The sequence below is a fragment of the Methylobacterium tardum genome (genome assembly GCF_023546765.1).
GTDB classification, from domain to species: domain Bacteria; phylum Pseudomonadota; class Alphaproteobacteria; order Rhizobiales; family Beijerinckiaceae; genus Methylobacterium; species Methylobacterium tardum.
Genome location: NZ_CP097484.1, coordinates 4,242,147 through 4,268,014, shown reverse-complemented (window position 1 = coordinate 4,268,014; position 25,868 = coordinate 4,242,147). Strand labels below are relative to the sequence as shown.

The window sequence follows — 25,868 nt, the reverse complement described above, 5'->3', positions numbered from 1 at the left end:
GGCGTTACTCCCGCCCGATCCGCTTAGCCTTGTCGGCGTCGAACCACCACGTGCCGGGCGCGCCGAGATCGTATTTCGGCGGGTTGGCCGGGCGGCCGTAGATGTCCCACAGCGCGAGACGGTGGGTCGAGCCGTACCACATCGGCACCCAGTAGCGCCCGGCCCGCAGCACCCGGTCGAGGGCTCGGCAGGCCGTGGTGAGTTCCGCCCGCGACTTGGCGTCGGCGATCGCGGTCAGAAGCGTATCGATCGCCGGATCCGCGATCCCCGACAGGTTGTTCGATCCCGCGGTTCTGGCCGCCCGGGAGCCGTAAGTCTCGCGCAGCTCCGCGCCCGGCGTCATGCCGCTGGCATAACGGCGGGCGGTGAGATCGAAATCGAAATCCTTTAGCCGGGCTTGGTACTGCGCGGGATCGACGGTGCGGAGGCTCGCCCGGATCCCCAGGAGCCCGAGATTGCGGATGAAGGGCTGCGTGACCGCCTGGAAGACCGGATCCTCGTCCAGGAACTCGAGGGTCAGCGGCTGCCCGCCGGGCAGCAGGAGGCTTCCCCCTTGCCGGGTGCAGCCCGCCTCGCGCAGCAGCGCGTCGGCGCGCTTGAGCAGGGCCCGGTCCTGGCCGGACCCGTCCGAGACCGGCGGTGTCCAGGCCTCGCCGAACACCTCCGGCGGCAGCGCCTTGAGCGGCTCCAGCAGGGCAATTTCCTCGGCCGAGGGCTTGCCGGTCGCCTTGAGATCGGAATTCTCGAAGAACGAGGCGGTGCGCGTGTAGGCGCCGTACATCAGGTTGCGGTTCGACCATTCGAAGTCGAAGCACAGGCCGATCGCCTCGCGCACCCGGGGATCGCGGAAGGCCTCCCGGCGGGTGTTGATCCACCAGCCCTGGGTGCCGCTCGGCCGCGCATCCGGCACCGTCTCGCGGACGACGCGCCCCTCGGCGAGCGCCGGGAAGTCGTAGCCGGTGGCCCAGACCCGGGCGGTGAATTCCTCCCGGAACGTGAAGGCGCCGCTCTTGAACGCCTCGAACGCCACGGTTCGGTCGCGGAAATACTCGTACCGGATCGCGTCGAAGTTGTTCTGGCCGACATTCACCGGCAGGTCGGCCGCCCAGTAATCCGGTACCCGCTCAAGCCCGATCGAGCGGCCGGGATCGACCGCGCCGACCCGGTAGGGGCCGGAACCCAGAGGGGGTTCCAGGGTCGAGGCCTCGAAGTCGCGGCCGCCGTAATAGGCCGCCGAGAAGATCGGCAGCTGCGCCACGAACAGCGGCAGGTCGCGGGCACGATCCGGCGCGAAGGTGACGACGAGCCGATCCTCACCCTCGGCTCGCGCGTCGGTCATGGCGCGGATGACCTCGGCGATCTCGGGATGGCCTTTGTCGCGCAGGAGCTTGAGGCTGAAGGCGGCGTCCTGTGCGGTGAGCCGCGAGCCGTCGTGGAACCGCGCCTGCGGGCGCAGCGAGAACGTGTAGGTCAGTCCGTCCGGACTGACCGCGACGGAGCGGGCCAGCAGCCCGTAGACCGCGTCCGGCTCGCCGAGGGCGCGGACCATCAGGCTGTCGAAGGTCAGGTTCATCCCGGCGGCACCCTCGCCGCGCAGCACGTAGATGTTGAGCGTGTTGAAGGTGTTGAGCGCCTGGTTTCCGGTCGACGACGAGAGCTGGCCCGAGAAGCGGCCGCCCCGCGGCGCCATCGGGTTCACGTAGGCGAAGTGCTGGAAGTCCGGGCCGTATTTCAGCTCGCCGAAACTGGAAAGGCCGTGACGCTCCGCGTCGGCCGCCCAGGTCTCGCCCGACGGCCGGATCGCCGCCAGGGCACCGGCCCCCAGGACCAGGCTCCGGCGGGTCGGCGTCCACGGGGCGCCCGTCAACGCGGGGCTCCGGTCTTCGCGGCCCGTGCTTCGTCGTACCACCACGTCGTCGGGAAGCCGGAGCTGGCGTAGAGCGGCAGGATCGCCGGGTGGCCGAACCGGTTCCAGCGCAGGGTCCGCTGCTGGTTCGAGGACCATTGCGGCACGACGTAATCGTGGGCGAGCAGCACCCGGTCGAGGGCGCGGGTGGCCGCGATGACGGCGGGCCGGTCCTTGGCGAAGATCACCTTCTCGATCAGTGCGTCGATGCCGGGATCCTTGATGCCGATCAGGTTGCGCGAGCCCGGCTTGTCGGCGGCCGCCGAGCCCCAGTACTCGCGCTGCTCGTTGCCCGGCGAGAGCGACTCGCCCCAGTTCGACGTGGTGACCTCGAAATCGAAGTTGCGGATGCGGTTCTGGTACTGGGCTTGGTCGATCACCCGTAGCGTCGCGTCGATGCCGATGAGCTTCAGCTGCGCCGAGAACGGCAGGATCACCCGCTCGAAGGTGTTCTGGAACTCCAGGAACTCGACGGTCAGCGGCTCGCCCGTGGCCTTGTTGACCATCTTGCCGCCGCGCAGCTCGTAGCCCGCCTCGCGCAGCAGGCCGACGGCCTCGCGCAGGTTCTTGCGCACGGCCTCGGGGCTGTCGTTGACCGGATTGGTGTACGGCGTGGTGAAGACGGAGGGCGGGATCTTGTCCTTGACGCTCTCGAGGACCGCCTTCTCGTCGCCCTCCGGCAGGCCCGAGGAGGCCAGCTCCGAGCCGAAGAAGTAGGAGTTGATCCGGTTGTAGAGGCCGTAGAACAGGGCCTTGTTCATCTCCTCGTAGTTCATCGCGAGGTTGAAGGCCCGGCGCACGCGCGGATCCTTGAACTTGTCCTTGCGGGTGTTGAACACGAAGGCCTGCATGATGCCCATGCCGCGGTCGGGGAACGCCTCCTTGATCAAGCGGCCTTCCTTCACGGCCGGGAAATCGTCGTAGGCCGTGGCCCAGTTCCGGGCGATGTTCTCGACGCGGAAGTCGTAGAGGTCGCCCTTCAGCGCCTCGACCAGCACGGTGCCGTCGCGGAAATACTCGTAGCGCTCCGTGTCGAAGTTGTAGCGCCCGGCATTCACCGGCAGGTCCTTGCCCCAATAGTCGGGCACGCGGGTGTAGGTCGCGGTCCGCCCGGGCTCGAACTTCGCGAGCCGATACGGGCCGGAGCCGAGCGGCGGCTCCAGGGTGGTCTCGGTGACGCTGCGTTGCTTGCCGTTGGCGTCCTTGGCGGTCCACCAGTGCTTGGGCAGGACGCGCAGCTGCCCGATCACCTGCGGCAGCTCGCGGTTGCCGGTCTCGGTGAAGGTGAAGGTTACCTCGTGCGGCCCGGTCGCCTCGGCCTTCGCGACCGTCTGGTAATAGGCGGCGTAGAACGGGCTGTTGGCCTTCAGCACGTCGAAGGACCAGACCACGTCCTCGGGGGTGATCGGCTTGCCGTCGTGCCAGCGGGCGTTCTCGCGCAGCCGGTACGAGACCGAGCCGAGATCGGGGGCGATCCGGACCGCCTCGGCGAGCAGGCCGTAGGAGGTGAACGGCTCGTCCGAGGACTCGGTCATCAGCGGATCGTAGATCTGCTGGACGCCGCCTTCGAGATCGCCCTTCAGGCCGGCGACGACGATGTTGAAGTTGTCGAATCCGCCCTGCGCGCCGAAGCGGACCATCCCGCCCTTGGGGGCGGCCGGGTCGGCGTAGTCGAAGTGCTTGAAGTCGGGGCCGTATTTCGGCTGGCCCATCAGCGTGATCGCGTGGGTCCACTGGCCGTTGGCAGCGGGCAGGGTGGCCGGCGTCGACGGCATCGCGGCCGGTTCCTGCGCGTGCGCCGGGGCGAGCTGGAGGCAGGCGACGAGGAGCGTCGCGGCGAGAAGGCGTCCGGTCGCGGTCTGCGCTGTCACGGGCAGGCTGTCTCCGTTGCGTCGAGCCCGCGCGGGGCGCGGGCGTTCAGTCAGGGTCATAGGCCGGGCGTGCCCCGGGCGTCGAGCGCGCTCGCACACGCGCCATGGGGCCGAGCGACGCGCGCCTTGCGCGAACGGATGTCCTCACGCCGCCCGGCCTCGTCGGCCCTCGACCAGCCACATGGCGAGCAGGGCGGCGGCGAGCGCGGCGAGCGCCGCCAGACCCAGCGCCAGCGGGTAGACCTCGACGCCGCGGATGTTGGCGCTGTCGCTCGGCCGGAAGCCGATCCAGTCGCCGCCGGCCGTGCGGCCGCCGCGCACCACCGCGAGACGCGGCACCTGGATGCCGCCGCCGGCCTCGGCGATCCGGCGGACCGAGCCGCCCGATCCGTCGGCCACGGCCTTCAGGCGCTCCGTGTCGCTGAAGACGTCGGCGAGCTCGCGCGGATTGGCGGGTCCGACGCTGACGAAGGCGACGAGATTGCCCGAGCGCAGGGTGTGCAGCCCGAGCGTCTCGGCGTCGAAGGTGGCGGTGAACAGGCCGGGTTCGCCGGGCTTCAGCGTCAGCATCGTCACCTTGCCGGTCGGTCCGGTGACGGTGACGGGCTCGGTCTGGTCCGCCATGGTCTGCCGCTCGACCCGCACCTCGCGGCCGCGGCCGGTGGTCTGGGCGCGCAGGGCCTCCTCCTCCAGGGCCGGCTCCTTCATCAGCCAGTGGCCGAGGCGGCGCAGCAGGTCGAGATAGGGGCCGCCCTCCTGGTAGCCCCGCGCCCAGAGCCAGGCGTGATCGGACAGCAGCAGGGCGACCCGGCCCTTGTCCTCGCGCGACAGGGCGAGCAGCGGCAGCCCCTCGGCGCCCGACAGGATCGGCTGGATGCCGGGGCGGGTCCGGGCCTCGATGATGCGCAGCCAGTCGCCCCAGGCGGGCGGGTTCGCGTCCGAGCCCGGCAGGGCGCGGGTGACCGGATGACGCTGGCCGATCTGGGTCGGCGCCGCCTTGTAGGGCTTCTCGACGACGCGCCCGTCCGGATCGCCGGGCAGGATGCCGGCGAGGCGGGTGCGGGCGAGGCTCGCGGGGCCGGCGAATTCGGGCCCGGCGGCGATCAGCAGGGCGCCGCCCTCGCGGACGTAGCGGACGATGTTGTCGAAATAGGCCTGCGGCAGCACGCTCTGGTTGGCGTAGCGGTCGAAGATGATCAGGTCGAAATCCTTGATCTTCTGGACGAACAGCTCGCGCGTCGGGAAGGCGATCAGGGAGAGTTCGGAGATCGGCGTGCCGTCCTGCTTCTCCGGCGGGCGCAGGATGGTGAAGTGGACGAGGTCGACGTTGGCGTCGGACTTCAGCAAGTTGCGCCACGTGCGCTCGCCCTGGTGCGGCTCGCCGGAGACGAGCAGCACCCGGAGCTTCTCGCGGATGCCCTCGATCGGCAGGACTGCGCGGTTGTTGACCGTGGTGAGCTCGCCCGGCAGCGGCTCGACCTCGATCTCCACCACGTTCGGGCCGCCATGCTCGATCCGTGTGGTGAGCGAGAACGGCTTGTCGGTGGCCACATCCCGACGGCCGATCTCCTCGCCGTCGCGGCGCACGGTCACGACCGCGTGGCCGGTGCCGCCGCGCTCCATCACCTCGGCGCGGATCGTCAGGTCCTTGCCGACGATGCCGAAGCGCGGCGCTTCCAGCAGCTTGATCTGCCGGTCACGCTCGTCCGGATGGCCGGTCACCAGCACGTGGAGCGGCGCCTTGATGCCGAGCTGGGCGAGCGACGCCGGGACGTCGTGGACCACGCCGTCCGTGAGCATCACGATCCCCGCGAGCCGCTCGGGCGGTACGTCGGCCAGCGCCTGGCCCAGGGCGGTGAACAGCTTGGTGCCGTCATCGCCGTCCTTGGCGTCGGGCACGTCGATGAAGCGCGGCTCGATATTGGCGAGGGCGCCGAAGCGGCGCTGCAGCTCGGCGCGGACCGCGTCGGTCATCTGCGGGCGGTCGCCGAGCTGCTGGGATCCAGACCGGTCGACCACGATCGCCGCCACGTCCTTCACGGGCTCGCGGTCCTCGCGCACCAGGGCCGGGTTGGTGAGGGCCGCCAGGACCAGTGCGAGGACCAGGACCCGCAGCAGCGCGGTCCGGCCGCGCGCCAGCACGGCGAACACCGCCAGGACGGCGACGATGGCGCCGAGGACGGCGATGGCCGGCCAGGGCAGGAGGGGGGTGAAGCTGAGGCTCAGCATGACGATCCGGCCTCCGGGACCTGTGCGTTCCGAGCGGCCGTGGACCGATCAGATCCCCGCATCCTGAGGGGCCGCGCCAGCGGCCGCGAAGGCGGGCTCCAGGGAGCGCGGCGCCCTCCGGAGGGCTCCTTCGTGGCTCCCGCCGCAATCCCGCACCTCAGGATGAGGTCGGCTGATTGGACCATGCGTTCCTGGCGGGCTCGGTTCAAACCCATCACTGCCCCAGCCGCTCCAGCAGCGCGGGCACATGGACCTGATCCGCCTTGTAGTTGCCGGTCAGCGTGTACATCACGATGTTGACGCCGCCGCGGAACGCCATCTCGCGCTGGCGCTGGTCGCCGCCCACCACCGGGTAGAGCGGCTCGCCCCGGCGGCCCACCGCCCAGGCGGCGGCGAGATCGTTGCCGGTGATGATGATCGGGCTCACCCCGTCGCCCGCGCGGGCCGGGCGGCGCTCGGCGCCCTCGGCGGCGGGCGGCAGCGCCTCCACCCAGGTCTGGCCGGTGGCGTAGCGGCCCGGGAAGCTGTCCACGAGGTAGAACGCCTTGGTCAGCACGTGGTCGAGGGGCACCGGCTCCAGCTCCGGCACCTCGAGCGTCGCCAGCATCTTGCGCAGATAGGCGGCCTCCGGTGAGGGCGGCCCGCCCGGGCGGGCGGTGAGCGCGTCGCGGGTGTCGAACAGGACCGTGCCGCCGTTGCGCATGAATGCGTCGATCTTGCGGATCGCGGCTTCCGAAGGTTGCGGCCGGGCGGGCGCGATCGGCCAGTAGATCAGCGGATAGAAGGCCAGCTCGTCCCTGGCCGGATCGATCCCGGCCGGCTCGCCGGGCTCCAGGGCGGTGCGGGAGGCCAGCATCTGGGTCAGGCCGGTGAGCCCGGTCCGGCTCGCCTCGTCCACGGCGGCATCGCCCGTGATCACGTAGGCGAGGCGCGTGACCAGCGCCGACTCGATGCCGTTCGGCCGGTTGGCCGGCGGTTCCTCGGCGCGAACCGGCTGTCCGGGCAGCGCCGCGAATACCAGCAGGCCCGCCAGTGCCACGACCGCGGGCCGCCCGCGCAGGCGGGCCGCCAGCCCAGCACGGCGCAGGAAGCCGCCGAGCCACAGGCCCGCCAGGGTGTCGAGGGCGAGCAGAAGCAGCGCGAGGGTGAACAGGCTCGGACGCAGGTCCAGGGCCTCGGCCCCGGCGAGCGATCCGGTGCGGGCGCTCGCGAGAGCGGCCGTGTCCAGGGGCTTCAGCCGGTCGTCCGGTTTCAGGGCGTTCACGCTGATGCCTCCGTCCGGCGGGCCGTAGAAGCCCGGCGGGTGTTCGGAATTGGCCCGGTCGGCGTAGTCGGCCGCCACCGCGGTGGCCGAGGCCGGCGGCGAGCCGAGCGCCCCGAACCCGTCCAGCGTCACCCGCGGCGCGAGCACCGGGGCAGCGGCTCGCGGGGCATCGCCCTGGACCGGCGCCGAGGCGCCGGCCAGCGCCACGACGCGCCGGAGCATGTCGATGAACAGCCCGGAGAGCGGCAGGTTCGACCACGTCGTGTCGGCGGTGACGTGGAAGAGCACGATCGTGCCCTGGCCACGCTTCTGCGCGGTCACGATCGGGGTGCCGTCCTGGAGCGACGCCCAGGTCCGGTTCGGCAGGTCGCCATCCGGCTCGGCCAGGATCTGGCGGCGCACGCCGATATCGGCCGGCGGCGTCAGGCCCGCGAACGGGCTCTCGGGCGGGAAGGGGGCCAGGGTCTTGGGGCTGTCCCAGGAGAGCGTCCCGCCGAGCGTCCGGCCGCCGCGGCGCAGGCGCACCGGCACTAGCGGATCGTTGCCGGCGGCTAGACGCGGGCCGGCGAAGCGCAGCAGCAGGCCGCCCTCCTTCACGAAGCTCTCGATCCGGGCGGTGGTCTTCTCGTCCAGCGCGCCGACATCGGCCAGCACCAGAACCGAGACCTGATTGTCGAGGAGTTGGTTGATCGAGTCCGCCGTGCCCTTGGCGCCGCGCGGCTCCTGCACGTCCGCGAAGGGCTGGAGCGCGCGGGCGAGGTAGTAGGTCGGCGCCAGCAGGGGCTGGGCCGGTCGAGGGTGCCGCCGAAGACGAGGCCGACCCGGCGCCGCTTACCGCGCTCGTCCTGCAGCACCACGGCGCCGGCCGAGCGCTCGCCCGCAATCTCCAGCCGGCTGATGCTGTTGCGCAGCTCCACGGGCATCTCGAAGGTCGCGTCCGCTTCGGTGGCATCGGCCGCGAAGGCGAAGTCGCGCTCGGCGAGCGGCAGGCCCTTCTGGTCCAGCGCCCGGATCACGCCGGAATCACGCCCGTTCGGCACGGCCCGCAGGGCGTGGGTGACGAGCTTGCCGGCATTCTCGGTGGCGGTGAGGGCCAAAGCCGGCGGCCTCTCGGCGCGCAGGATGGTGAGCGCGGCGCCGCTGCCGCCGACGAGGTCGGCGAGGCCCTTGGCGAAGCGCTCGTCGCTGGCGCCGGCGACGCCGTCGCTGATCCAGACGAGTCCGGCGCCCTGGTTCTTCTCCAGGAAGGCGCCGATGGTGGCGAGATGCGCGTCCCGGGCAGGCAGGATCGGGCGCGGCGCGAGGGCGCGCAGCCGCTCAAGCGCGGCGGCCGGCGTCTTCGCCTCGAAGGCTGCCGGCGCATCCGCCAGCCCGATCACCGCCACGGGTCGGCCGTCGCGGGCAGCGCCCTCCACGGCGTCGGTGGCGACGCGCAGCCGGTCGCGCCAGTCGTGGGCGGCGGGGAAGCCGTTGTCGAGGAGCACGAGAAGCGCGCTGCGGCCGCCCCCGGCCCCGACGCCCCCGGCGTTCCAGACCGGGCCGGCGACCGCCAGGATGAGGGCGGCGGCGATCAGCAGCCGGAGGATCAGCAGCCAGGGCGGCGTCCGGGCCGGCGTCTGCCGCTGCGGGATCAGGTCCGCGACGAGCTTGAGCGGCGGAAAGTTGATCCGCCGCGGGCGCGGCGGGGTCACCCGCAGCAGGAACCACAGGGCGGGAAGGCCGATCAGGGCGGCGAGCGCCAGAGGCGCCGCGAAGGTCAGACCCAGCATGCTGGCCTCACTCCGTGCCGCGGGCGGCGATCAGCGTGGCGAGCCGGAGGGCCGCCTCGCTCGCCGGCCGGTCGGTGCGGTGGATCGTCAAGGTCCAGCCCTGGCTGCGGGTGATGGCGGCCAACGCGGCCCGGTGCTCGGCGATCCGGGCGCGGTAGCGCGCGCCCCAGGCGTCGGCGTCGCCGATATCGAGGCTGAGGCTGCCTTCGAGGTCGTGCAGCACGGCCTGTCCGGTGAATGGAAAAGTCTCCTCGATCGGATCGACGATCACCAGGAGATGGCCGCGGCTGCCGCGGCCGGCGAGGCTCTGCACGGAGGCGGCGATCCGGTCCGGCGCGGTCAGGAAGTCGCCGATCAGCACCACCTCGCCGAAGCGGGCGGGACTCGCCCGGGGCGGCAGGTCCTCGCTCAGGCCGGCTTTGTCCGCCACCAGCGCCTGCGCCAGCCGCTCGACAATCCCGCGGGAGGCGGTCGCCCGGGTCAGCCCGAGAAGGCCCACACGCTCGCCGCCTTCCACGAAGGCGTCGGCGAGTCCCAGCCCCAGGATGAGCGCGCGCTCGACCTTCGGTGCCGATGCGAGGTCCGACGCGAAGCCCATGGAGGCCGAGCGGTCGATCCACAGCCAGATGTTGTGAGCGGCCTCCCATTCACGCTCGCGCACGTAGAGCCGGTCGTCCCGGGCCGAGCGGCGCCAGTCGACCCGGGCGGCGGCCTCGCCAGTGACGAAGGGCCGGAACTGCCAGAAGCTCTCGCCCGGCCCGGCGCGGCGACGGCCGTGCAGGCCGTGGGCCAGCAGGCTCGACACGCGGCGCGCCTCCAGGACGAGGCGGGGCATCTTGTCGGAGAGGGCGGTCGCGCCCTCGCTCTCGCGCCGGCCGGGGATGCGCCTGCCGGCGTCGAGGGCGTTCGTCGCGACCATCGTCAGCGCAGCCCTTCGGCGCGGTTCAGCGCAGACAAGCGGAGCCGGATGCGCAAGCCCAATATGGCGGGGCGGACTTTGCTCAAGCGTCCACCGTCATTCCGGGGCTCGCCGCAGGTGAGAGCCCGGAATCCAGATGCGCAGGCGGAGCCGGCTGACAGGCCGCCCGTGCGATCGAAGCTGCGCGGTGGTTCTGGATTGCCCGCCTCCGGCGTGCCCCTCTGGGTCCGGGCTCCGCTGCGCGGCCCCGGAATGACGGAATGGTCTTCGGCAGAAGCCTGCGCTGCTGTTGATGCATCACAGCTTCTCCGCGAGCTTGGCGATCAGGCCCTCGATGGTCTCGCCGTCGGCGCGGGCGGTGTAGCTCAGCGCCATGCGGTGCTTGAGCACCGGCTCGGCCAGCGCCTTCACGTCGGCCACGGAGGGCGCGACCCGGCCCTCGATCAGCGCCCGGGCGCGGGCGGCGAGCGTCAGCGCCTGGCTGGCGCGGGGGCCGGGGCCCCAGAGGAGCTTGTCCTTCACGATCGCGTCGCCGCTGTCCGGTCGGGCCGCCCGGACGAGGTCGAGGATCGCCTCGACCACGGCCTCGCCCACCGGCAGCCGGCGCACGAGGCGCTGGGCGGTGAGCAGCTGCTCGGTGGACATGACTGCGCGCGGGCGCGCCTCGCCGACGCCGGTGGTCTCGATCAGGATCCGGCGCTCGGCGGCGCGGTCGGGGTAGCCGACGTCGATCTCCAGGAGGAAGCGGTCGAGCTGCGCCTCGGGCAGCGGGTAGGTGCCCTCCTGCTCGATCGGGTTCTGGGTCGCCAGGACGTGGAAAGGCCGGGGCAGGTCGTGGCGGGCGCCCGCCACCGAGACGTGCCCCTCCTGCATGGCCTGGAGCAGGGCCGACTGCGTGCGCGGGCTCGCCCGGTTGATCTCGTCGGCCATCAGGAGCTGGGTGAAAACCGGCCCCTGCACGAACCGGAAGGCGCGGCGGCGGTCGGCATCCTCCTCCAGGATCTCGGTGCCGAGGATGTCGGACGGCATCAGGTCCGGGGTGAACTGCACGCGCCGCGCGTCGAGCCCAAGCACGGTGCCGAGCGTCTCCACGAGCTTGGTCTTGGCGAGGCCCGGCAGGCCGACCAGCAGGCCGTGGCCGCCCGCCAGGATGGTCACAAGGGCGAGATCGGCGACCTTCTCCTGCCCGAAGATCACCCCGTGGATCGCCTCCCGCGCCGCGCCGACGGCGGCGAGACAGCTCTCCGCGGTGGCCACGATGCCGTCGCCGAGGGTGGTGGCCGGGCTGATCCCCTGCGTCATGCCGTCATCCATCTCCTGTCCGGGGCCCCGCGGGACCCCGCCGGTCATTCCAACAAGTGTGGGGCTTCTGATACCGGGCTGGCAAGGTCGGGATCGCCGCACGCCGAATCGCGGCCGAAACTGGCGCACGGCGCCGCGGCCCTGTTCCGGACCGCGCCGCTCACCGGCGACGGCGATGATGCCGGGCGCGGGGCGCCTCGCCCGCTGCTCCGTGGCCCGAGGATCGACGGCGCCACCTTGGTACCGGCCGGGCCCCTATTGTCCCGGCATCGTCAGGACCAGCGGGCCGCTGCGCGTGGCGACGACGGTGTGCTCGTACTGGACCGTCGGAGCCCTCGGCCGGCTATAGAGGGTCCAGGGATCGTCGCCGTCCTCGGCGAACTCGGCGCCCAGCGACAGGAACGGCTCGACGGTGAATACCAGCCCCTCCGTCATGATCCGGCGCTCGGAGGCGTCGGGCCAGGTCGCGATCTCCGTCGGCTCCTCGTGGAGCGACAGGCCGACGCCGTGGCTGGCGAGGTTGCGCACCAGCGTGTAGCCGTTCTTGCGCGCGAAATCGCCGACCGCCCGGCCGATCCCCGCCAGCGGCTTGCCGGTGCCGACCTGGCGCAGGCCCGCCCACATCGCCCGGCGCCCGTCCCGGCACAGCCGCTCGACCCTGCGGGTCACCGGCGGAACGGCGAAGGACGCGCCCGTATCGGCGAAGTAGCCGTCCTTCTCGGCAGAGACATCGATGTTGACCAGGTCGCCCGGCTCGATCCGGCGGTCGCCCGGGATGCCGTGCGCGATCCGCTCGTTGACGCTGATGCAGGTCGCGCCGGGGAAGCCGTAGACCATCTCGGGCGCCGGGCGGGCCCCGGCCGCGTCCAGGTAAGCGCGTCCGATCCGGTCGAGCTCGCGCTCGGTGATGCCGGGCTCGATGGCCTTGCCCATGATCTCCAGCGCCTCGGCGACGATGCGCCCGATCCGCTTCAGTCCGGCCAGATCATCCTCGCTGGATACGGTCACGGCGTCTCCCTTCGCAAAGCCTCACGCGGCCGAGATCCCGGCGCACCGGAACGGCCGCTTCCCGTGGGCGCGCCCAGATCCGCGCCCCGCTCGGGGATTCGGACACCGGACAGGCGCGCGCCAGCCCGGGCGGGCGGAGCAGGGTCCGGCCGAAGGCGCGGATCCCGCTCCGGCACGGGCCGGGGAAGCGCTCAGATTTTCCCTTCGAGGCCCATCGTGTAGTACTTGTGGACGATCTTCTCCTGGTTCTCCAAGAGCCAGTCGATCGACGGCTCGTTGGTCATCGCCTTGCGGATCGCCTCGGTCATGCCCTTGCGCTGGATCTCGAACAGCGCCTTGTGGTCGACCGTCTGGGCCTCGATCACGCCCGGGCTCAGCCAGACCGAGCAGATGATGCCGAGATCGTTGGCCTTCTCCTTGGGGATGTAGCCCGCCCGCACGGCGTCGAGCACGCCGTTGGCGATGGCGAACTGCACCGTGCCCATCAGGATCGACGTGTACTTGCTCTCGGTCACGCTGACCTTGGAGACGCACAGCGTCACCGGGCGGACCATGATGTCGGTGTTGAGCAGCGCGAAGACGCGGCTGTGGCCCACCACCTGGTCGCCGGTCAGCGTCGCCAGGGCCGTGCCGACCGGCCCGTCGAGCTCGCCGATGATGACTTCCGGCTCGGACGCCGTGTTGGGCGGCCCGCCCGCCACAAGGGCTTCGCCGGCGCGGAGGATGATGCGTTCACTCATGACGGTAGGCTCCATCGATTGCGGCACGAAGGCGCGGGCGGGTCCGGCGGCATCCCGGCGGGCAACCCGTCCTCGGGGGTGAGATCAGCCACCGGGCTGCTCTCCTTGCAGGTGCGTTTGGCAGATGCGCTGCGTTGCCGTGAGCGCGCCTCGTATACGAACGCGAGGGCGCCCGGATAGGCGGCGCGCGGATTTTCCCGGGATCGTGCCGCGCCTCCGGCCTCGGCCGGGCGCAGCGCCCGGGTCTTGGCGCGGGCGGGCTGGACCATTAGGAAGGCGCCTGAGCCGGCGCCGGTCGTGCCCGCGACTGCCGGCCGAACCCCTTGATGTCTCTCGCGGATCGCGGCGTGGGCAGCTTTGCGGGCTTCCCGCGTATCCGGACCATGTCATGCGCCTTCGAGATGTGTTCGCCGCCGGGTCGTCCGAGAAGGCCGGCCTCGCCAGGGCCGCGCAATCCCTCGCGCGGCCGCTTACCCGGCGCCTGAAGCGGGACCGCCGCAGCGGGCCGCGGCAGGCCGATCTCGTCCGGGCCGTGAAGGAATCGGGCCTGTTCGACGCGGCCTGGTACGCGCGGCGCTACCCGGATGTCGCCACCGAGGGGATCGATCCCGCGACCCATTACGCCGTCCACGGCGGACGCGAAGGCCGCTGGCCGCACCCACTGTTCCACGGCGACCTGTACCTCGCGGCGAACCCGGCCCTGCGCGCCGAGGGCATCAACCCGCTCCTGCACTACGTCGAGCGCGGCGCGGCGGCCGGTCAGGCGCCGAACCCGCTGTTCGATCCCGACTGGTACGCCGAGCGGTATCTCGGCGGCCGGGCGGCGCGCGCGCGGGCCCTGTTCCATTTCCTGGAGAGCGGCGAGACCGACCCGTCGCCCGCCTTCGACACGGCGTGGTACCGAGCCCGCTATCCGGATGCCCGGCGCGAGCCGATCAACGCGCTCGTCCACTACATTACGGTCGGGAAGCAGCAGGGCTACCTGCGTAATGCCGAGGAACTCGCCAGCCTCTCCCGCCACGTCGAGCTGATCCGGCGATCCGGGCTGTTCGACGCCGCGTATTACCGCGATCGCTGTCCCGAGGCCGAGACCAGCGGCCTCGAGCCGCTAGAGCATTACGTGATGGCCGGCGGCTACCGCCGTCACGCGCCGCACCCGCTGTTCGATCCGGACTGGTACGCCGCCCAGGCGCCCGAGATCGTGCCGGAGAGCCTCAATCCGCTGGTCCATTTCCTGGAGCACGGTGCCGCCGACGGGCACGATCCGGGCCCGTGGTTCGACACGCGCTGGTACCGCGCGGCCTACCTCGCCGACGATGCGGCGACGAACCCGCTCGCCCATTTCCTCGCGGATGGCGGCCGAACCACCAGCCCGTCGCCCCGCTTCGACGCGCCCTGGTACCTCACGGAATACCCGGAGGCCGCGGCGCGCGGACTGAACCCGCTGGTTCACTACATCCAGTACGGCATCGGCCAGGGGAAGCGGACCCGCTGCGTCGCGGGCACGGCGGGGTCCCGGGATCCGGCCCAGGCGCCGCTCGTCTGCCTGAAGCGCGGACCGCGCCGGCATGCCCGCACCGCCCTGTTCATCACGCATTCCGGCAACGGCCGCATCAAGGGCCATGTCGAGCCGTACCTGCGCGCCTTCATCGAGAACGACGCCGACGTGGTGCTGATCGTCGCGGCCGACCAGCGCAAGACGGTGGTGCCGCAGGCGCTGATCGACCTGTGCGCCTCGGTCTACGTGCGCGAGAACGGCGGCTTCGACTTCGCCGCCTGGGCGCATGTGCTAGCTGAGGACGGTGACCTGCTCGACGCGGACACGCTCTACCTGGTGAACGACAGCCTCGTCGGTCCCCTGGACCGCGACGCCTTCGCCAGCATCCTGGCCCGGATCGATGGCTGCTCGGAGGAGGTCGTCGGCCTGCTCGACAACTTCTACTACAGTGACCACCTGCAGAGCTTCTTCCTGGCGCTGAAGCGGCGCTGCCTGTCATGCTACGGTTTCAACCAGTACATGCAGGCGATCCGGAGCTGGCCGGACAAGAACGTCGTCATCACCGAGTACGAGCTGACCTTCTCGGCCCGGATGCGTGCGGCGGGCATGAACACGCGGGCCCTGTTCTCCACCCGCAACCGGCACACGACCCTGGTGAACGATCCGCGCAACAACCGCGCCCTGTTCGACTGGGAGAACCTGCTGGGGCAGGGCTTCCCGTTCGTGAAGCGCTCGCTCCTCGGCGAGCACGCGGCGCTCGGCGGAAAGCCGTTGCGGAGGGCGCTCGAAGAGTCGGGCTTCGACCTCGATCGCCTGGAACCGACCTATGCCACGCCGGGCGCCAGGGTCTGGGCAGACCTGGCGCGGCCGACGCGCGCCGCCGGACCGCCGCGCGTCACTTTCGTGAGCCCGACCAACTACGCCAACGGTCTCGGCGTGGCCGGCCGCGGCTACGCCCGGGCGATCCACCGGACGCCCTGGCAGGTGAACCTGCACCCGCTCGAAGTGCCGTTCCACGTCCACGCGCGCGTCGCGCCGGGCTGGCAGGCCGAGACCTTCGCGGGACCGGCCGACGTCGCCGTGGTCCATCTCAACGGCGAAACGTGGACCTCGCTGATGAGCCCGCGCCAGCAGGCGATCGTCGCTCAGGCGCGCCGGAAGGTTGGGCTGTTCGTGTGGGAGACCTCCTACGTCCCGGAGGACTGGCTTCGGACCGTCGACGGCCTCGACGCGATCTGGACCCCGACCGAGTTCTGCGCCGACATCTTCCGGTCGATCACCGACATCCCGGTCGAGATTGTGCCGCACGTCGCCGAGAACGAGCCCGGCGAGCCCGCGAGTGCCGCGGCCAAGGCCCGCCTGCGGGCGAGCTTCTCGATCGACCCGGCCAAGCGGCTGATCCTCTACGCCTTTGACGGCTCGAGCTATCTCGCCCGCAAGAACCCGCACGCGCTGATCCGGGCCTTCCGCGCCGCCGGGCTCGCGAAGAGCGGCTGGCAGCTCGTGCTGAAGACCAAGCACGTCTTCGACCTTCCCGGCGAAGGCAAGAGGCTCCTCGAACTCGTGGGCAAGGGCGGAGACGTGGTCGTGATCGATCAGCCGCTCTCGGCGCGGGAGCTCGCGATCCTGTTCGAGACCTGTGACGTCTATGCCTCCTCGCATTCCTCGGAGGGCTTCGGCCTGACGATCGCGGAGGCCATGGAGATGGGCAAGGTCGTGGTCGCCACCGATTTCGGCGGCAGCCGCGACTTCCTCGACGCGACCTGCGGTTTCCCGGTCCGGGCCGACATCGTCGCCCTTGAGGATTCGTACGGCCCTTATCTCAAAGGCTCGACCTGGGGACGCGTCGATGAGGACGATCTCGCGCGTGCCCTGAACGCCGCTGCTGCTGCGGTGACGAGCGGCGAGGCGCAGCGGATCGGCGCGGCGGCTAAGGCTCGGATCCGGGAGCGCCTGTCGGCCGCCGCCGTTGCCGCCGCGATGGAGGCGAGCCTCGCCCGCCTCCTGGCCGAATGACCGCCGGACATCCGGCCCCCACGCTGAGACCGATCACGATGCGCAGCCATTCGGCCCCCTCGCCAGCCTGGGAGGCGATCGCCTGGGGGACGCCCGCCGGCCCCAAGGCGGCCGGGCCCAACGCGAACACGCCAGTCGTGCCGATCCTCCTCGACGCGGACCTTCAGCCTTTCGACACGCGCCCGCTCGCCGCGGACTCGATCGAGCGGGCGGACGGCGCGGTGTTCCTGGTCACGCCGGCCACCGCCACGCCCTGCCCGGACGTTCTCGAGCGGATCCGCGCGGCCCTGTCCGCGCGGCCCGACATCGGCATCTTCTACGGAGATGACGCCGTCGCCGACGCCGAGGGCTTGGTGACGAGCGTTCACTGCAAGCCGGCCTTCAATCCGGGCCTGCTGATGGCGGATGACTATGTCGGCTTCCCCCTGATCATCCGCGCCTCGGTGCTCGCCGCCGTGACGCCCAGCTTCGGCCGGCGGGAAGGGAACGCAGCGTGGTTCGCCTTCTGCCTGGACGCGCTCTCGGCCGGGATCGGCCTCGACCGCATCCCGCACACGCTGCTCGCCTCGCCCCTCGCTCGCCCGAAGGCCGGGCGCAAGGCCCGCGCCCGTGTCCTGGAGCGGTGGTTCCGCGCCGCCGGCCAGCCGCTCACGACGGCGGCCGGGCTCACGCCGGACACGCTGGAGATCCGGCGGACGCTGGCCGATCCGCCCCCGGTGACGCTGGTGATCCCGACCGCGCAGAGCCGGCCCAAGGACGGCGACGGCGTTCCCACCGACCGGCCGCACATCGTCCAGCTCCTGGACAGCCTCGCGCGCAGCACCTACCCGGCCAACCGGATCACCGTGCTGATCGGCGACGACCGCGAGGATGACGCGATCTATCAGGGCCGCGCCGACCGGTTCACGGTCAAGCGCATCGACACGCGTCGCCCCGCGGGCGAGCCGTTCAACTATGCCGCCAAGATGAACCGGCTGTGGCGCGCCGCCGAAACCGATCTGATCATCCTGATGAACGACGACCTCGTCGTCCGCCGGCGCGGATGGATCGAGGCCTTGCTGACCTTCGCCATGGACCAGGGCGTCGGCGGTGTCGGCGGCCGGCTGCTGTTCCCGGACGGGACGATCCAGCACGCCGGCATGACCGGCGGCATCTTCGGCGTCTTCGCCCATCCCTGGTACAAGCGGCCGGCGGCGGAGCGGACCTATGCGGACTGGGCGCTCACCCAGCGCGACTGCTCGGCCGTGACCGGGGCGCTGTTCGCCACCCGCAAGGCCGTGCTGGAGGCCGTCAACGGCTTCGACGAGGGCTTCGCCCTCGACTTCAACGACGTCGATCTCTGCCTGAAGCTGCGCCTGCTCGGCTATCGCATCGTCTACACGCCGTTCGCCGAGATGGCGCACCATGAGAGCGCGTCGCGGACGACCAACTTCGCCCCCGGCTCGCAGACAGCGCGCTTCCTGCGCCGCTGGCACGATGTCCTGGCGGAAGATCCCTCCTACAGCCCGCAGCTGCGCACCGACACCGACGTGGTCGCCCCGCGGGCCGACGCAACCCGCTGGATCACCGAGCGTGGGACCGGAGCGGCCGCCGGGCGCTGACCCGCTCGCGCTGGCGACGGGATCCGCCGGTGCGCAACGGAGGCTGCGAACGCTCGCGGACATCCGGAGCATCGCGAGGTCTGAACGAGCGCGATCGTCGGGAGGTGGAATTAAGGCAAACACGCAAAGATTGCATGGATGCGCCGTTTCAGGCTGTCCGGCCACTATTCGATGGGAGATGAAGCACGGACACTGCTGTCATCGTTCAAGGATGTCTTGAGCGCGGCGTGCCGGAGCTGACCGTGAAGAAGATCGCCCTCGTCGCCGTCCTCCTGCTGGCGGCCGGTGCCTATGCGGAGATCCGGCTCCACGAGCAGGGGCGTCCCGTCTCCGGGACCACGATCAAGCCCGGGATCGCCGCCTTCAGCCCTGCGCCGATCCCGGCCGACTGGGTCGTCTCGGGAAGTCCCGTCACCGAAGTGGCAGAAGTCTCGCAGACCCATGACGGGTCTGCGCATGTCTATCTCTGGCGCACCACCGCGAGCGCGTTCCGCTGGACCCACCACGCCGACGAGATCATCACCATCCTCGATGGCGACGTCTTCATCACCGGGGCGGATGGCGAGCGCCGTCACCTCACGGCGGGCGATGTGGCGCATTTCCCGATCGGGTCCGTCCAGCTCTGGGAGGTCCCCAAGACCCTCCTGAAGTCGGCGATCCTCAAGCACCAGAGCCCCACTTTGGTCGAGGCCTCGATGCGCTGGATGCGCCGGGCCCGCGCCCTCGTCGCCGGCTGAGAGCCTGAGCGGGTCTGCCCGCAGCCGTTGTGTTCCGATGATGCGCTGATCCGGGAGGCCCTACAGCGCCTCCCCCCGCATTAGCCGCGGCCGCGACCCCGCGAGGCGGCCGCCTCGCCGATGAAGAAGCGCTTGAGGCCGGGCAGCCGGTCCACGATCCCGAGGCCCAGGTCGCGGGCGAGCCGGAGCGGCAGGGCGTCGTTCGAGAACAGGCGGTTCAGACCGTCCGTCGCCGCTGCCATGGCGAAGCTGTCGAACCGGCGCGCACGCTCGTAGGCGCGCAGGACGTCCGGGCTGCCCGGGTCGAGGCCGAGGCGCAGCGCGCCCGTCATCGCCTCGGCCAACGCTGCCGCGTCGGCGAGGCCGAGATTGAGGCCCTGGCCGGCGATCGGGTGGATGACGTGGGCGGCATCCCCCAGCAGGGCGAGCCGCTCGGCGCGGAACGCCCGGGCGATGCCGAAGGCCAGCGGGTGCCGGCTCGGGCCGTGTTCCAGCGCGAGGGCGCCGAGGTCCAGGGTGAACCGACGCTCGATCTCGGCCAGCACCTCGTCGGGCGCCCCGGAGAGCAGGGCCTCGGCCGTGTCCGACCGCTCGGTCCAGACGATCGAGGAGCGATGGCCCAGGGCGCCGCCGTCGCGCAGCGGCAGGATCGCGAACGGGCCGGCAGGCAGGAAATGCTCGAAGGCCCGGCCCGCATGCGGCCGGGCATGGCCGATGGTCGCCACGATCCCGACCTGCGGGTAGGACCAGCCGACCCAGCCGATCCGCGCGGCCTCGCGCAGGCGCGAGCGCGCGCCGTCGGCGGCCACCAGCAGGTCGCCGCGCAGGCTGTCGCCGGTCGTCAGCACCGCGCGGATCGCGGCGCCCTCCGGCGCGGCCCGCACCACTCCCGCCGTCACGAAGGACACGCCCGCCGCCCGGCAGGTCTCCGCCAGCGCCGCAGCCAGGGGTTCGGCCTCGACCATGTGGGCGAAGGGTTCGTCGGCCGCGCGGGATTCCTCGTCCTCGCGCCCGAAGATGAGGAAGACGGGCCGGACCGGATCGGCGAGGCGACTGTCGCTGATCACCATCTCGGTGATCGGCTCGGACGCCTCCGCGACGCGGGGCCACAGGCCGAGCTGCCCCAGCATCCGACGCCCGCCGGCCGCGAGGGCGTAGGCGCGGCCGCGGTGCCGCGCGGGATCCGCGGCGCCCGGGTCGATTACCGTCACGGCGAGCGCCGGGCCGTGGGCCTGCTTGAGGGCCAGCGCCAAGGCGAGGCTCGGCAGGCCGCCGCCGGCGATCAGGAGGCTGCGGCTGCCGGGGCGGGGCATCTCGGCCGTCATGTGGCAGATCTCCGGTGTGTCGCCCGCGTGCGGGACGCGTGGATTGGTTCGTCTGAAAGGCCTATGTCGCACGCGGGCAACGAACGGAAACCCCGCGGGTCATGACCGACGCCAATACCGACGCGATGACGGATGCCGTCGCCGAGCTGATCGCCATCCTCGACCTGGAGCGGCTGGAGGTCGATCTCTTCCGGGGTCAGAACCCCAAGACGGGCTGGCGCCGGGTCTTCGGCGGTCAGGTCGTCGCGCAGGCCCTGGTCGCCGCGACTCGGACGGTGCCGGACGACCGCCCGGCCCACTCGCTGCACGCGTATTTCATGCTCCCGGGCGATCCCCGAACCCCTATCGTCTACGAGGTCGAGCGTATCCGGGACGGCCGGAGCTTCACCACGCGCCGGGTCAAGGCGATCCAGCACGGGCGGGCGATCTTCGCCACGACGGTCTCCTACCAAGTCGCCGAGGAGGGCCTCACGCACCAGCCCGCGATGCCGGCGGTGGCGGGTCCGGAGGGCCTCCTCGACGGCAAGGCCCTGGCGGAGGCGGGCGGGACCGGCATGCCGGAGGCGATCGCCGCCTATTTCGGCCGCGAGCGCCCGATCGACCTGCGCCCGGTCGACCTCAACCGCTACATCCCCGCTCAGGCGGGCGGACGGCCTCCCGAGCCGGTCTTCAATGTCTGGCTGCGCGCGGCCTCGGCGCTTCCGGACGATCCGGCCCTGCACCGGGCGGTTCTGGCCTACGCCTCCGACATGACCCTGCTCGACGTCTCGCTGATCCCGCACGGGCGCTCGGTGTTCGACCCCGCCATCCAGGCGGCGAGCCTCGACCACGCGCTCTGGTTCCATCGACCCGTGAAGATCGACGAGTGGCTTCTCTACGCGCAGGACAGCCCGGTTGCCGGGGGTGCCCGCGGCTTCGCCCGCGGGCAGATCTTCGACCGGGCCGGCAACCTCGTGGCCTCGGTCGCGCAGGAGGGACTCGTCCGCCGGATCGGGGATTAAAACACGTTCTGACGCGTGTGTTGCGAGTCTGCAACGCGGTACGGTGCATCGATTTGGGCAGTTTGCCCATCGGCTGAGCGGCATCTCCCGCCACGTTGCCTCGGATCTGGCCGTTGCGGGCTAATCCGTGGGCAGAAGCGCGATCCGGGAAAATGTTCCCGGCCCAGCCCCTCTGGCATAGTCCTTGAATAGCGGCCTTCAACCGCGGGCCATCCCGAGCCTGCGGACGATCCGGGCCGGGTCGTCCTGCAAGTCGGGCGACGGCAACGGTTCCCAAGGATTGCGAAGGGGGCGTCGCCCATGAAAATCGTGATGGCCATCATCAAGCCGTTCAAGCTCGAGGAGGTCCGCGATGCGCTGACCGGAATCGGCGTGCACGGCCTGACGGTGACGGAGGTGAAGGGTTACGGCCGGCAGAAGGGCCATACCGAGATCTACCGCGGCGCCGAGTACGCCGTGAGCTTCCTGCCCAAGCTGAAGATCGAGGTTGCCGTCGCCTCCGACCTGACGTCGAGCGTGATCGACGCCATCGCGGGCGCGGCCCGGACCGGCCAGATCGGTGACGGCAAGATTTTCGTGATGCCGCTGGAGAAGGCGGTGCGCATCCGGACCGGCGAGACCGACGCCGACGCCCTCTGACCGGACGCCGTCCGAGTCCACGCCCGGCGCGCCGGGCCCACAGAGCTTCATGCCTTTCTGACACAACGCGAATTCCGACCGGGAGCCACGTGCCCATGAAACTTCGTCATGCCCTCATGCTCGGCTTGGGAGGGGCGGCGATCGCCGCCCTCCTGATCGAGCCGTCTCTCGCGCAGACGCCGACGCCGGAGGCGGCCTCGCCGCCGCCGTCCCCGATCCCCAACAAGGGTGACACGGCCTGGATGATGATCTCGTCGGCCCTGGTGCTGATGATGTCGGTCCCGGGCCTCGCGCTGTTCTACGGCGGCCTCGTCCGCACCAAGAACATGCTGTCGGTGCTGACCCAGGTCTTCGCGATCGTGTCGATCGTCGGCCTGCTCTGGGTGTTCTACGGCTACAGCCTCGCCTTCACCAACGGCGGCGGCCTCAACGACTTCGTCGGCGGCTTCTCGAAGGCCTTCCTGAAGGGCATCGACGCGAACTCGACGGTGGCGACCTTCTCCAACGGCGTCGTGATTCCCGAATACGCCTATCTGTGCTTCCAGATGACGTTCGCGATGATCACGCCCGCGCTGATCGTCGGCGCCTTCGCCGAGCGGATGAAGTTCTCGGCTCTGGTGGTGTTCACGATCCTCTGGGTCACGGTCATCTACTTCCCGATGGCCCACATGGTCTGGTACTGGGGCGGCCCGGACGCCGTCGGCAACGCCGCCAAGGCGCTGGCCGCTGCCACCGACGATGCCTCGAAGGCGACCGCCCAGGCGGCCCTCGACGCCGTCAACAAGGATGCCGGCTTCCTCTTCCAGAAGGGCGCCCTCGACTTCGCCGGCGGCACCGTGGTCCACATCAACGCGGGCATCGCCGGCTTCGTCGGCTGCCTGATCATGGGCAAGCGCATCGGCTACGGCCGCGACCTGCTCGCCCCGCACTCCCTGACCATGACGATGATCGGCGCCTCGCTGCTGTGGGTCGGCTGGTTCGGCTTCAACGCCGGCTCGAACCTCGAGTCCAACGGCACCGCCGCCCTCGCCATGCTCAACACCTTCGTGGCGACCTGCGGCGCCGCGGTGGCGTGGCTGTTCGCCGAGTGGGCGCTCAAGGGCAAGCCGTCCCTGCTCGGTATGCTGTCGGGTGCGGTCGCCGGCCTGGTCGCCGTCACCCCGGCCTCCGGCTTCGCCGGCCCGATGGGCTCGATCGTGCTCGGCCTCGTCGCCGGCGTGGTCTGCTTCGTGATGTGCTCCACCGTGAAGAACGCCCTCGGCTACGACGACTCGCTCGACGTCTTCGGCGTCCACTGCATCGGTGGCATTCTGGGCGCGCTGGCGACCGGCATCCTGGTCGACCCGAACCTCGGCGGCGTCGGCATCCCCGACTACACCTCGAAGCCGGGCGAGCTGGCGGTCGGTGCCTACGACATGATGAGCCAGCTCATCATCCAGGCCGAGGCGGTCGGCCTGACGCTCCTCTGGTCGGGCATCGGCTCGGCGGTCCTCTACAAGCTCGCCGACGTGACGATCGGCCTGCGTGTCACGCAGGAGGAGGAGCGCGAGGGTCTCGACATCGCCGATCACGGCGAGCGCGCCTACAACTACTGAGACGGACGGCGCGGCCCCACCGGGCCGCGTCCACGCAAAGGAAAACCCCGGCTCCGAGAGAGCCGGGGTTTTTTACGTCAGGCCGTTACCGTTTCGCTGCGCTCGCAACGACGATGCGGGGCGGCGTCCGGGCGTTGCCCGCAAATCGTTTACGCCGCCCGCGTCAGCGCCGCCTTCTCCTCGGCGAAGGCCCAGTCGAGCCAGGGCGTGAGCGCTTCCAGATCCGAGGTCTCGACCGTGGCGCCGCACCAGATCCGCAGGCCCGCCGGGGCGTCGCGGTAGGCGCCGATGTCGAGGGCGACGCCCTCCCGCTCGAGGCGCTCGACGATCCCTGCCGCGAAGGCCGAGACCGCCGCGTCGCCTCGGGCGAGCACGTCCGGATCGGCGACCACGAGACAGACGCCGGTGTTCGAATAGGTGGCGGGATCGACCGCGAGCGGCGCGATCCAGGGCGTGCGCGCGACCCAGTCGTAGATCACCTTGGCATTCGCATCCGCCCGCGCGTGGAGCGCCGGCAGGCCGCCGATCCGCTCGGCCCAGCCCAGCGTGTCGAGGTAATCCTCCACCGCCAGCATCGAGGGCGTGTTGATCGTGTCGCCCTTGAAGATGCCCTCGATCAGAGTGCCGTCCTTGGTCAGGCGGAAGACCTTCGGCAGCGGCCAGGTCGGCGTGTGGCTCTCCAGCCGCGCCACGGCGCGGGGCGAGAGGATCAGCATGCCGTGCGCCGCCTCGCCGCCCATCACCTTCTGCCAGGAGAAGGTCACGACATCGAGCTTGTCCCAGGGCAGGGGCTGCGCGAAAGCGGCCGAGGTGGCGTCGCAGATCGTCAGACCTGCGCGGTCCGCCGCGATCCAATCGCCGTTCGGCACCTTCACGCCGGCTGCGGTCCCGTTCCAAGTGAAGACCACGTCGCTGTTCTTGGTGTCGATCGCCCCGAGATCCGGCAGGATTCCGTAGGGCGTCTGGTGGATGCGGGGCGCGATCTTGAGCTGCCTCAGCGCGTCCGTGACCCACTCCTTGCCGAACGCCTCCCAGGCGGCGACCTCGACGGGCTTCGGCCCCAGCATCGTCCACATCGCCATCTCGACGGCGCCGGTATCGGAGGCGGGCACGATGCCGATCCGATAGTCGGCGGGCACCTGGAGGACCGTCCGCGTCAAGTCGATAGCCCGGCCGAGCTTGGCCTTGCCGATGGGGGAGCGGTGCGACCGACCCAGAGCGGCATCGGCCAGGGCGGCCGGGGTCCAGCCCGGACGCTTGGCGCAGGGGCCGGAGGAGAAATGGGGCACGCGCGGTCGCTGCGCGGGGCGGCTGGTCATGACGAATCCATCCTTGCAGAGGGGCGCGCCTCGGCGGGGAAGCGTTCCCGGTCCCGCGCATGCGCCGAAACCGGCCGGCTTGCAAGCGCCTGTCCGGCAAGCAGTCTTCGCCGTCTGGCCCCACCCGGGACAGCCTGCTCGGGGCGGCGGAACCGTCGATTAATCCTGGGCCGTTAGCCTTAATGCTGTGCCGCGTTGCGTTTGAGGTACGCTGATGTCTATCCACAGCGCCGCGATATTGGCGGTCTGGTCTGTTCTGCTTGTGGTTATTGGGGCCTTAACGGCCCATGTCGCGCTCCCGAGCCGTCTCCGGCGGCCCATGGCGCAGCCGCTGCGCCTCGACCCGATGGATTACGAGAGCGACGGCCCGGTGATCGACCTGGAGGCTGCCTGATCAGGACCGGGTGCGGGCGCCCGCATCGAGGAGATCCGGGCGGCGTTCGGCCGTGATGCGCTCGGCCTCCGCCCGCCGCCAGCGGGCGATGGCCGCGTGATTGCCGCCGGAGAGCACGTCGGGGATCGCGCGACCCTCCCAGTCGCGCGGCCGCGTGTAGTGCGGGTATTCGAGGAGGCCGCCCTCGAAGCTCTCCTCGTCGCCCGATTCGCTCTTGCCCATCACGCCGGGCAGCAGCCGCACGCAGGCGTCGAGCACTACCAGGGCGGCGATCTCGCCGCCGGAGAGCACGTAGTCGCCGATCGAGACCTCCTCCAGGCCGCGCCCGGCGATCACCCGCTCGCCGACCCCCTCGAAGCGTCCGCAGACGATCAGCGCCCCCGGACCCGCGGCGAGCGCCCGCACCCGCGCCTGGGTGAGCGGCCGTCCGCGCGGCGACATCAGCAGGCGCGGGCGCGGATCGTCCGTCCCGGTCGCGGCGTCGATGGCGGCGCCGAGCACGTCACAGCGCAGCACCATTCCAGCGCCACCGCCCGCGGGCGTGTCGTCCACGGAGCGATGGCGGCCGAGGCCGTGCTCGCGAATGTTGCGCGCCTCCAGGCTCCAGTCGCCCCGCGCCAGGGCGTCGCCCGAGAGCGACACGCCGAGCGGGCCCGGGAACATCTCCGGGTAGAGGGTCAGGATCGTGGCCCGCCAGGGCGTGTCCGCGCGCGTCATGGCGCTTGATGGCGCGCA

At 71.2% G+C, this 25,868-nt stretch carries 16 protein-coding genes and 2 pseudogenes; 7 read left to right on the top strand and 11 right to left on the bottom strand.

Annotated elements, in window-relative coordinates; translation table 11 throughout:
- Positions 1–4 precede the first annotated feature (4 nt).
- The 8 genes and pseudogenes from M6G65_RS20295 to M6G65_RS20260 form a co-directional block, all read right to left on the bottom strand.
- Positions 5–1,867, bottom strand: coding sequence for an extracellular solute-binding protein (locus M6G65_RS20295; RefSeq protein WP_250102793.1), 1,863 nt, complete (start codon positions 1,865–1,867; stop codon positions 5–7).
- Complete coding sequence (locus M6G65_RS20290; protein WP_238196778.1) at positions 1,864–3,777, bottom strand: extracellular solute-binding protein; 1,914 nt, start codon at positions 3,775–3,777, stop codon at positions 1,864–1,866. The genes M6G65_RS20295 and M6G65_RS20290 overlap by 4 nt, the downstream gene beginning before the upstream one ends.
- A 144-nt stretch (positions 3,778–3,921) precedes the next feature.
- Positions 3,922–6,006, bottom strand: a complete 2,085-nt coding sequence (locus M6G65_RS20285) for a hypothetical protein (RefSeq protein ID WP_250102792.1) — start codon at positions 6,004–6,006, stop codon at positions 3,922–3,924.
- Positions 6,007–6,220: 214 nt separating this feature from the next.
- Positions 6,221–9,039, bottom strand: a pseudogene (locus M6G65_RS20280) (DUF4159 domain-containing protein).
- 7 nt (positions 9,040–9,046) lie between these two features.
- A complete protein-coding gene (locus M6G65_RS20275) occupies positions 9,047–9,958 on the bottom strand; it encodes a DUF58 domain-containing protein (protein ID WP_250102791.1) in 912 nt (303 codons plus the stop codon).
- 297 nt (positions 9,959–10,255) lie between these two features.
- The gene (locus tag M6G65_RS20270; RefSeq protein ID WP_250104268.1) at positions 10,256–11,260 is read right to left on the bottom strand and encodes an AAA family ATPase; all 1,005 of its coding nucleotides are present in this window, start codon (positions 11,258–11,260) and stop codon (positions 10,256–10,258) included.
- A gap of 255 nt (positions 11,261–11,515) precedes the next feature.
- A complete protein-coding gene (map, locus tag M6G65_RS20265; protein WP_238196782.1) occupies positions 11,516–12,268 on the bottom strand; it encodes a type I methionyl aminopeptidase in 753 nt (250 codons plus the stop codon).
- A 191-nt stretch (positions 12,269–12,459) separates the two neighbouring features.
- Positions 12,460–13,008 (bottom strand): formaldehyde-activating enzyme, encoded by a 549-nt coding sequence (locus M6G65_RS20260; RefSeq protein ID WP_111473287.1) that lies wholly within the window; start codon positions 13,006–13,008, stop codon positions 12,460–12,462.
- Positions 13,009–13,396: 388 nt separating this feature from the next.
- On the opposite strand from M6G65_RS20260, the gene M6G65_RS20255 reads away from it, so the two are divergent.
- The 3 genes from M6G65_RS20255 to M6G65_RS20245 all read left to right on the top strand — a co-directional run bounded on the left by M6G65_RS20255 (position 13,397) and on the right by M6G65_RS20245 (position 18,860).
- Positions 13,397–16,522: a rhamnan synthesis F family protein gene (locus M6G65_RS20255; RefSeq protein WP_250102790.1), complete on the top strand. Its 3,126-nt coding sequence runs from the start codon at positions 13,397–13,399 to the stop codon at positions 16,520–16,522.
- 38 nt (positions 16,523–16,560) lie between these two features.
- A complete protein-coding gene (locus M6G65_RS20250) occupies positions 16,561–18,123 on the top strand; it encodes a glycosyltransferase family 2 protein (protein WP_250102789.1) in 1,563 nt (520 codons plus the stop codon).
- Positions 18,124–18,350: 227 nt separating this feature from the next.
- Entirely contained in the window at positions 18,351–18,860 is a 510-nt protein-coding gene (locus tag M6G65_RS20245) for a cupin domain-containing protein (protein WP_238196785.1), read from the top strand.
- A gap of 60 nt (positions 18,861–18,920) precedes the next feature.
- Here M6G65_RS20245 and M6G65_RS20240 read toward each other — a convergent pair.
- Positions 18,921–20,185 (bottom strand): annotated as a pseudogene (locus M6G65_RS20240) (FAD-dependent monooxygenase).
- A gap of 101 nt (positions 20,186–20,286) precedes the next feature.
- Here M6G65_RS20240 and tesB point away from each other — a divergent pair.
- From tesB to M6G65_RS20225, 3 genes are all read left to right on the top strand, one after another.
- Positions 20,287–21,186, top strand: coding sequence for an acyl-CoA thioesterase II (tesB, locus tag M6G65_RS20235; RefSeq protein ID WP_192707905.1), 900 nt, complete (start codon positions 20,287–20,289; stop codon positions 21,184–21,186).
- Between the two features lie 300 nt (positions 21,187–21,486).
- Positions 21,487–21,825, top strand: coding sequence for a P-II family nitrogen regulator (locus tag M6G65_RS20230; RefSeq protein ID WP_010683623.1), 339 nt, complete (start codon positions 21,487–21,489; stop codon positions 21,823–21,825).
- A gap of 95 nt (positions 21,826–21,920) precedes the next feature.
- A complete protein-coding gene (locus M6G65_RS20225; RefSeq protein WP_250102788.1) occupies positions 21,921–23,420 on the top strand; it encodes an ammonium transporter in 1,500 nt (499 codons plus the stop codon).
- A gap of 149 nt (positions 23,421–23,569) precedes the next feature.
- Here the strand turns inward: M6G65_RS20225 and M6G65_RS20220 are convergent, their stop codons facing one another.
- Complete coding sequence (locus M6G65_RS20220; RefSeq protein WP_238196788.1) at positions 23,570–24,739, bottom strand: phosphoserine transaminase; 1,170 nt, start codon at positions 24,737–24,739, stop codon at positions 23,570–23,572.
- 214 nt (positions 24,740–24,953) lie between these two features.
- Here M6G65_RS20220 and M6G65_RS20215 point away from each other — a divergent pair, with 214 nt between their 5' ends.
- Positions 24,954–25,133, top strand: coding sequence for a hypothetical protein (locus M6G65_RS20215; protein ID WP_192707907.1), 180 nt, complete (start codon positions 24,954–24,956; stop codon positions 25,131–25,133).
- Here the strand turns inward: M6G65_RS20215 and trmD are convergent, their stop codons facing one another.
- A complete protein-coding gene (gene trmD / locus M6G65_RS20210) occupies positions 25,134–25,850 on the bottom strand; it encodes a tRNA (guanosine(37)-N1)-methyltransferase TrmD (protein WP_250102787.1) in 717 nt (238 codons plus the stop codon).
- Positions 25,851–25,868 lie beyond the last annotated feature (18 nt).

Bases quoted from the DNA above. Each gene is read 5' to 3' on its own strand.
- M6G65_RS20285 (WP_250102792.1), bottom strand. From the start codon at position 6,006: ATGCTGAGCCTCAGCTTCACCCCCCTCCTGCCCTGGCCGGCCATCGCC.
- M6G65_RS20275 (WP_250102791.1), bottom strand. From the start codon at position 9,958: ATGGTCGCGACGAACGCCCTCGACGCCGGCAGGCGCATCCCCGGCCGG.
- M6G65_RS20270 (WP_250104268.1), bottom strand. From the start codon at position 11,260: ATGACGCAGGGGATCAGCCCGGCCACCACCCTCGGCGACGGCATCGTG.
- M6G65_RS20260 (WP_111473287.1), bottom strand. From the start codon at position 13,008: ATGAGTGAACGCATCATCCTCCGCGCCGGCGAAGCCCTTGTGGCGGGC.
- M6G65_RS20255 (WP_250102790.1), top strand. From the start codon at position 13,397: ATGCGCCTTCGAGATGTGTTCGCCGCCGGGTCGTCCGAGAAGGCCGGC.
- M6G65_RS20250 (WP_250102789.1), top strand. From the start codon at position 16,561: ATGCGCAGCCATTCGGCCCCCTCGCCAGCCTGGGAGGCGATCGCCTGG.
- tesB (WP_192707905.1), top strand. From the start codon at position 20,287: ATGACCGACGCCAATACCGACGCGATGACGGATGCCGTCGCCGAGCTG.
- M6G65_RS20230 (WP_010683623.1), top strand. From the start codon at position 21,487: ATGAAAATCGTGATGGCCATCATCAAGCCGTTCAAGCTCGAGGAGGTC.
- M6G65_RS20225 (WP_250102788.1), top strand. From the start codon at position 21,921: ATGAAACTTCGTCATGCCCTCATGCTCGGCTTGGGAGGGGCGGCGATC.
- M6G65_RS20220 (WP_238196788.1), bottom strand. From the start codon at position 24,739: ATGACCAGCCGCCCCGCGCAGCGACCGCGCGTGCCCCATTTCTCCTCC.
- M6G65_RS20215 (WP_192707907.1), top strand. From the start codon at position 24,954: ATGTCTATCCACAGCGCCGCGATATTGGCGGTCTGGTCTGTTCTGCTT.
- trmD (WP_250102787.1), bottom strand. From the start codon at position 25,850: ATGACGCGCGCGGACACGCCCTGGCGGGCCACGATCCTGACCCTCTAC.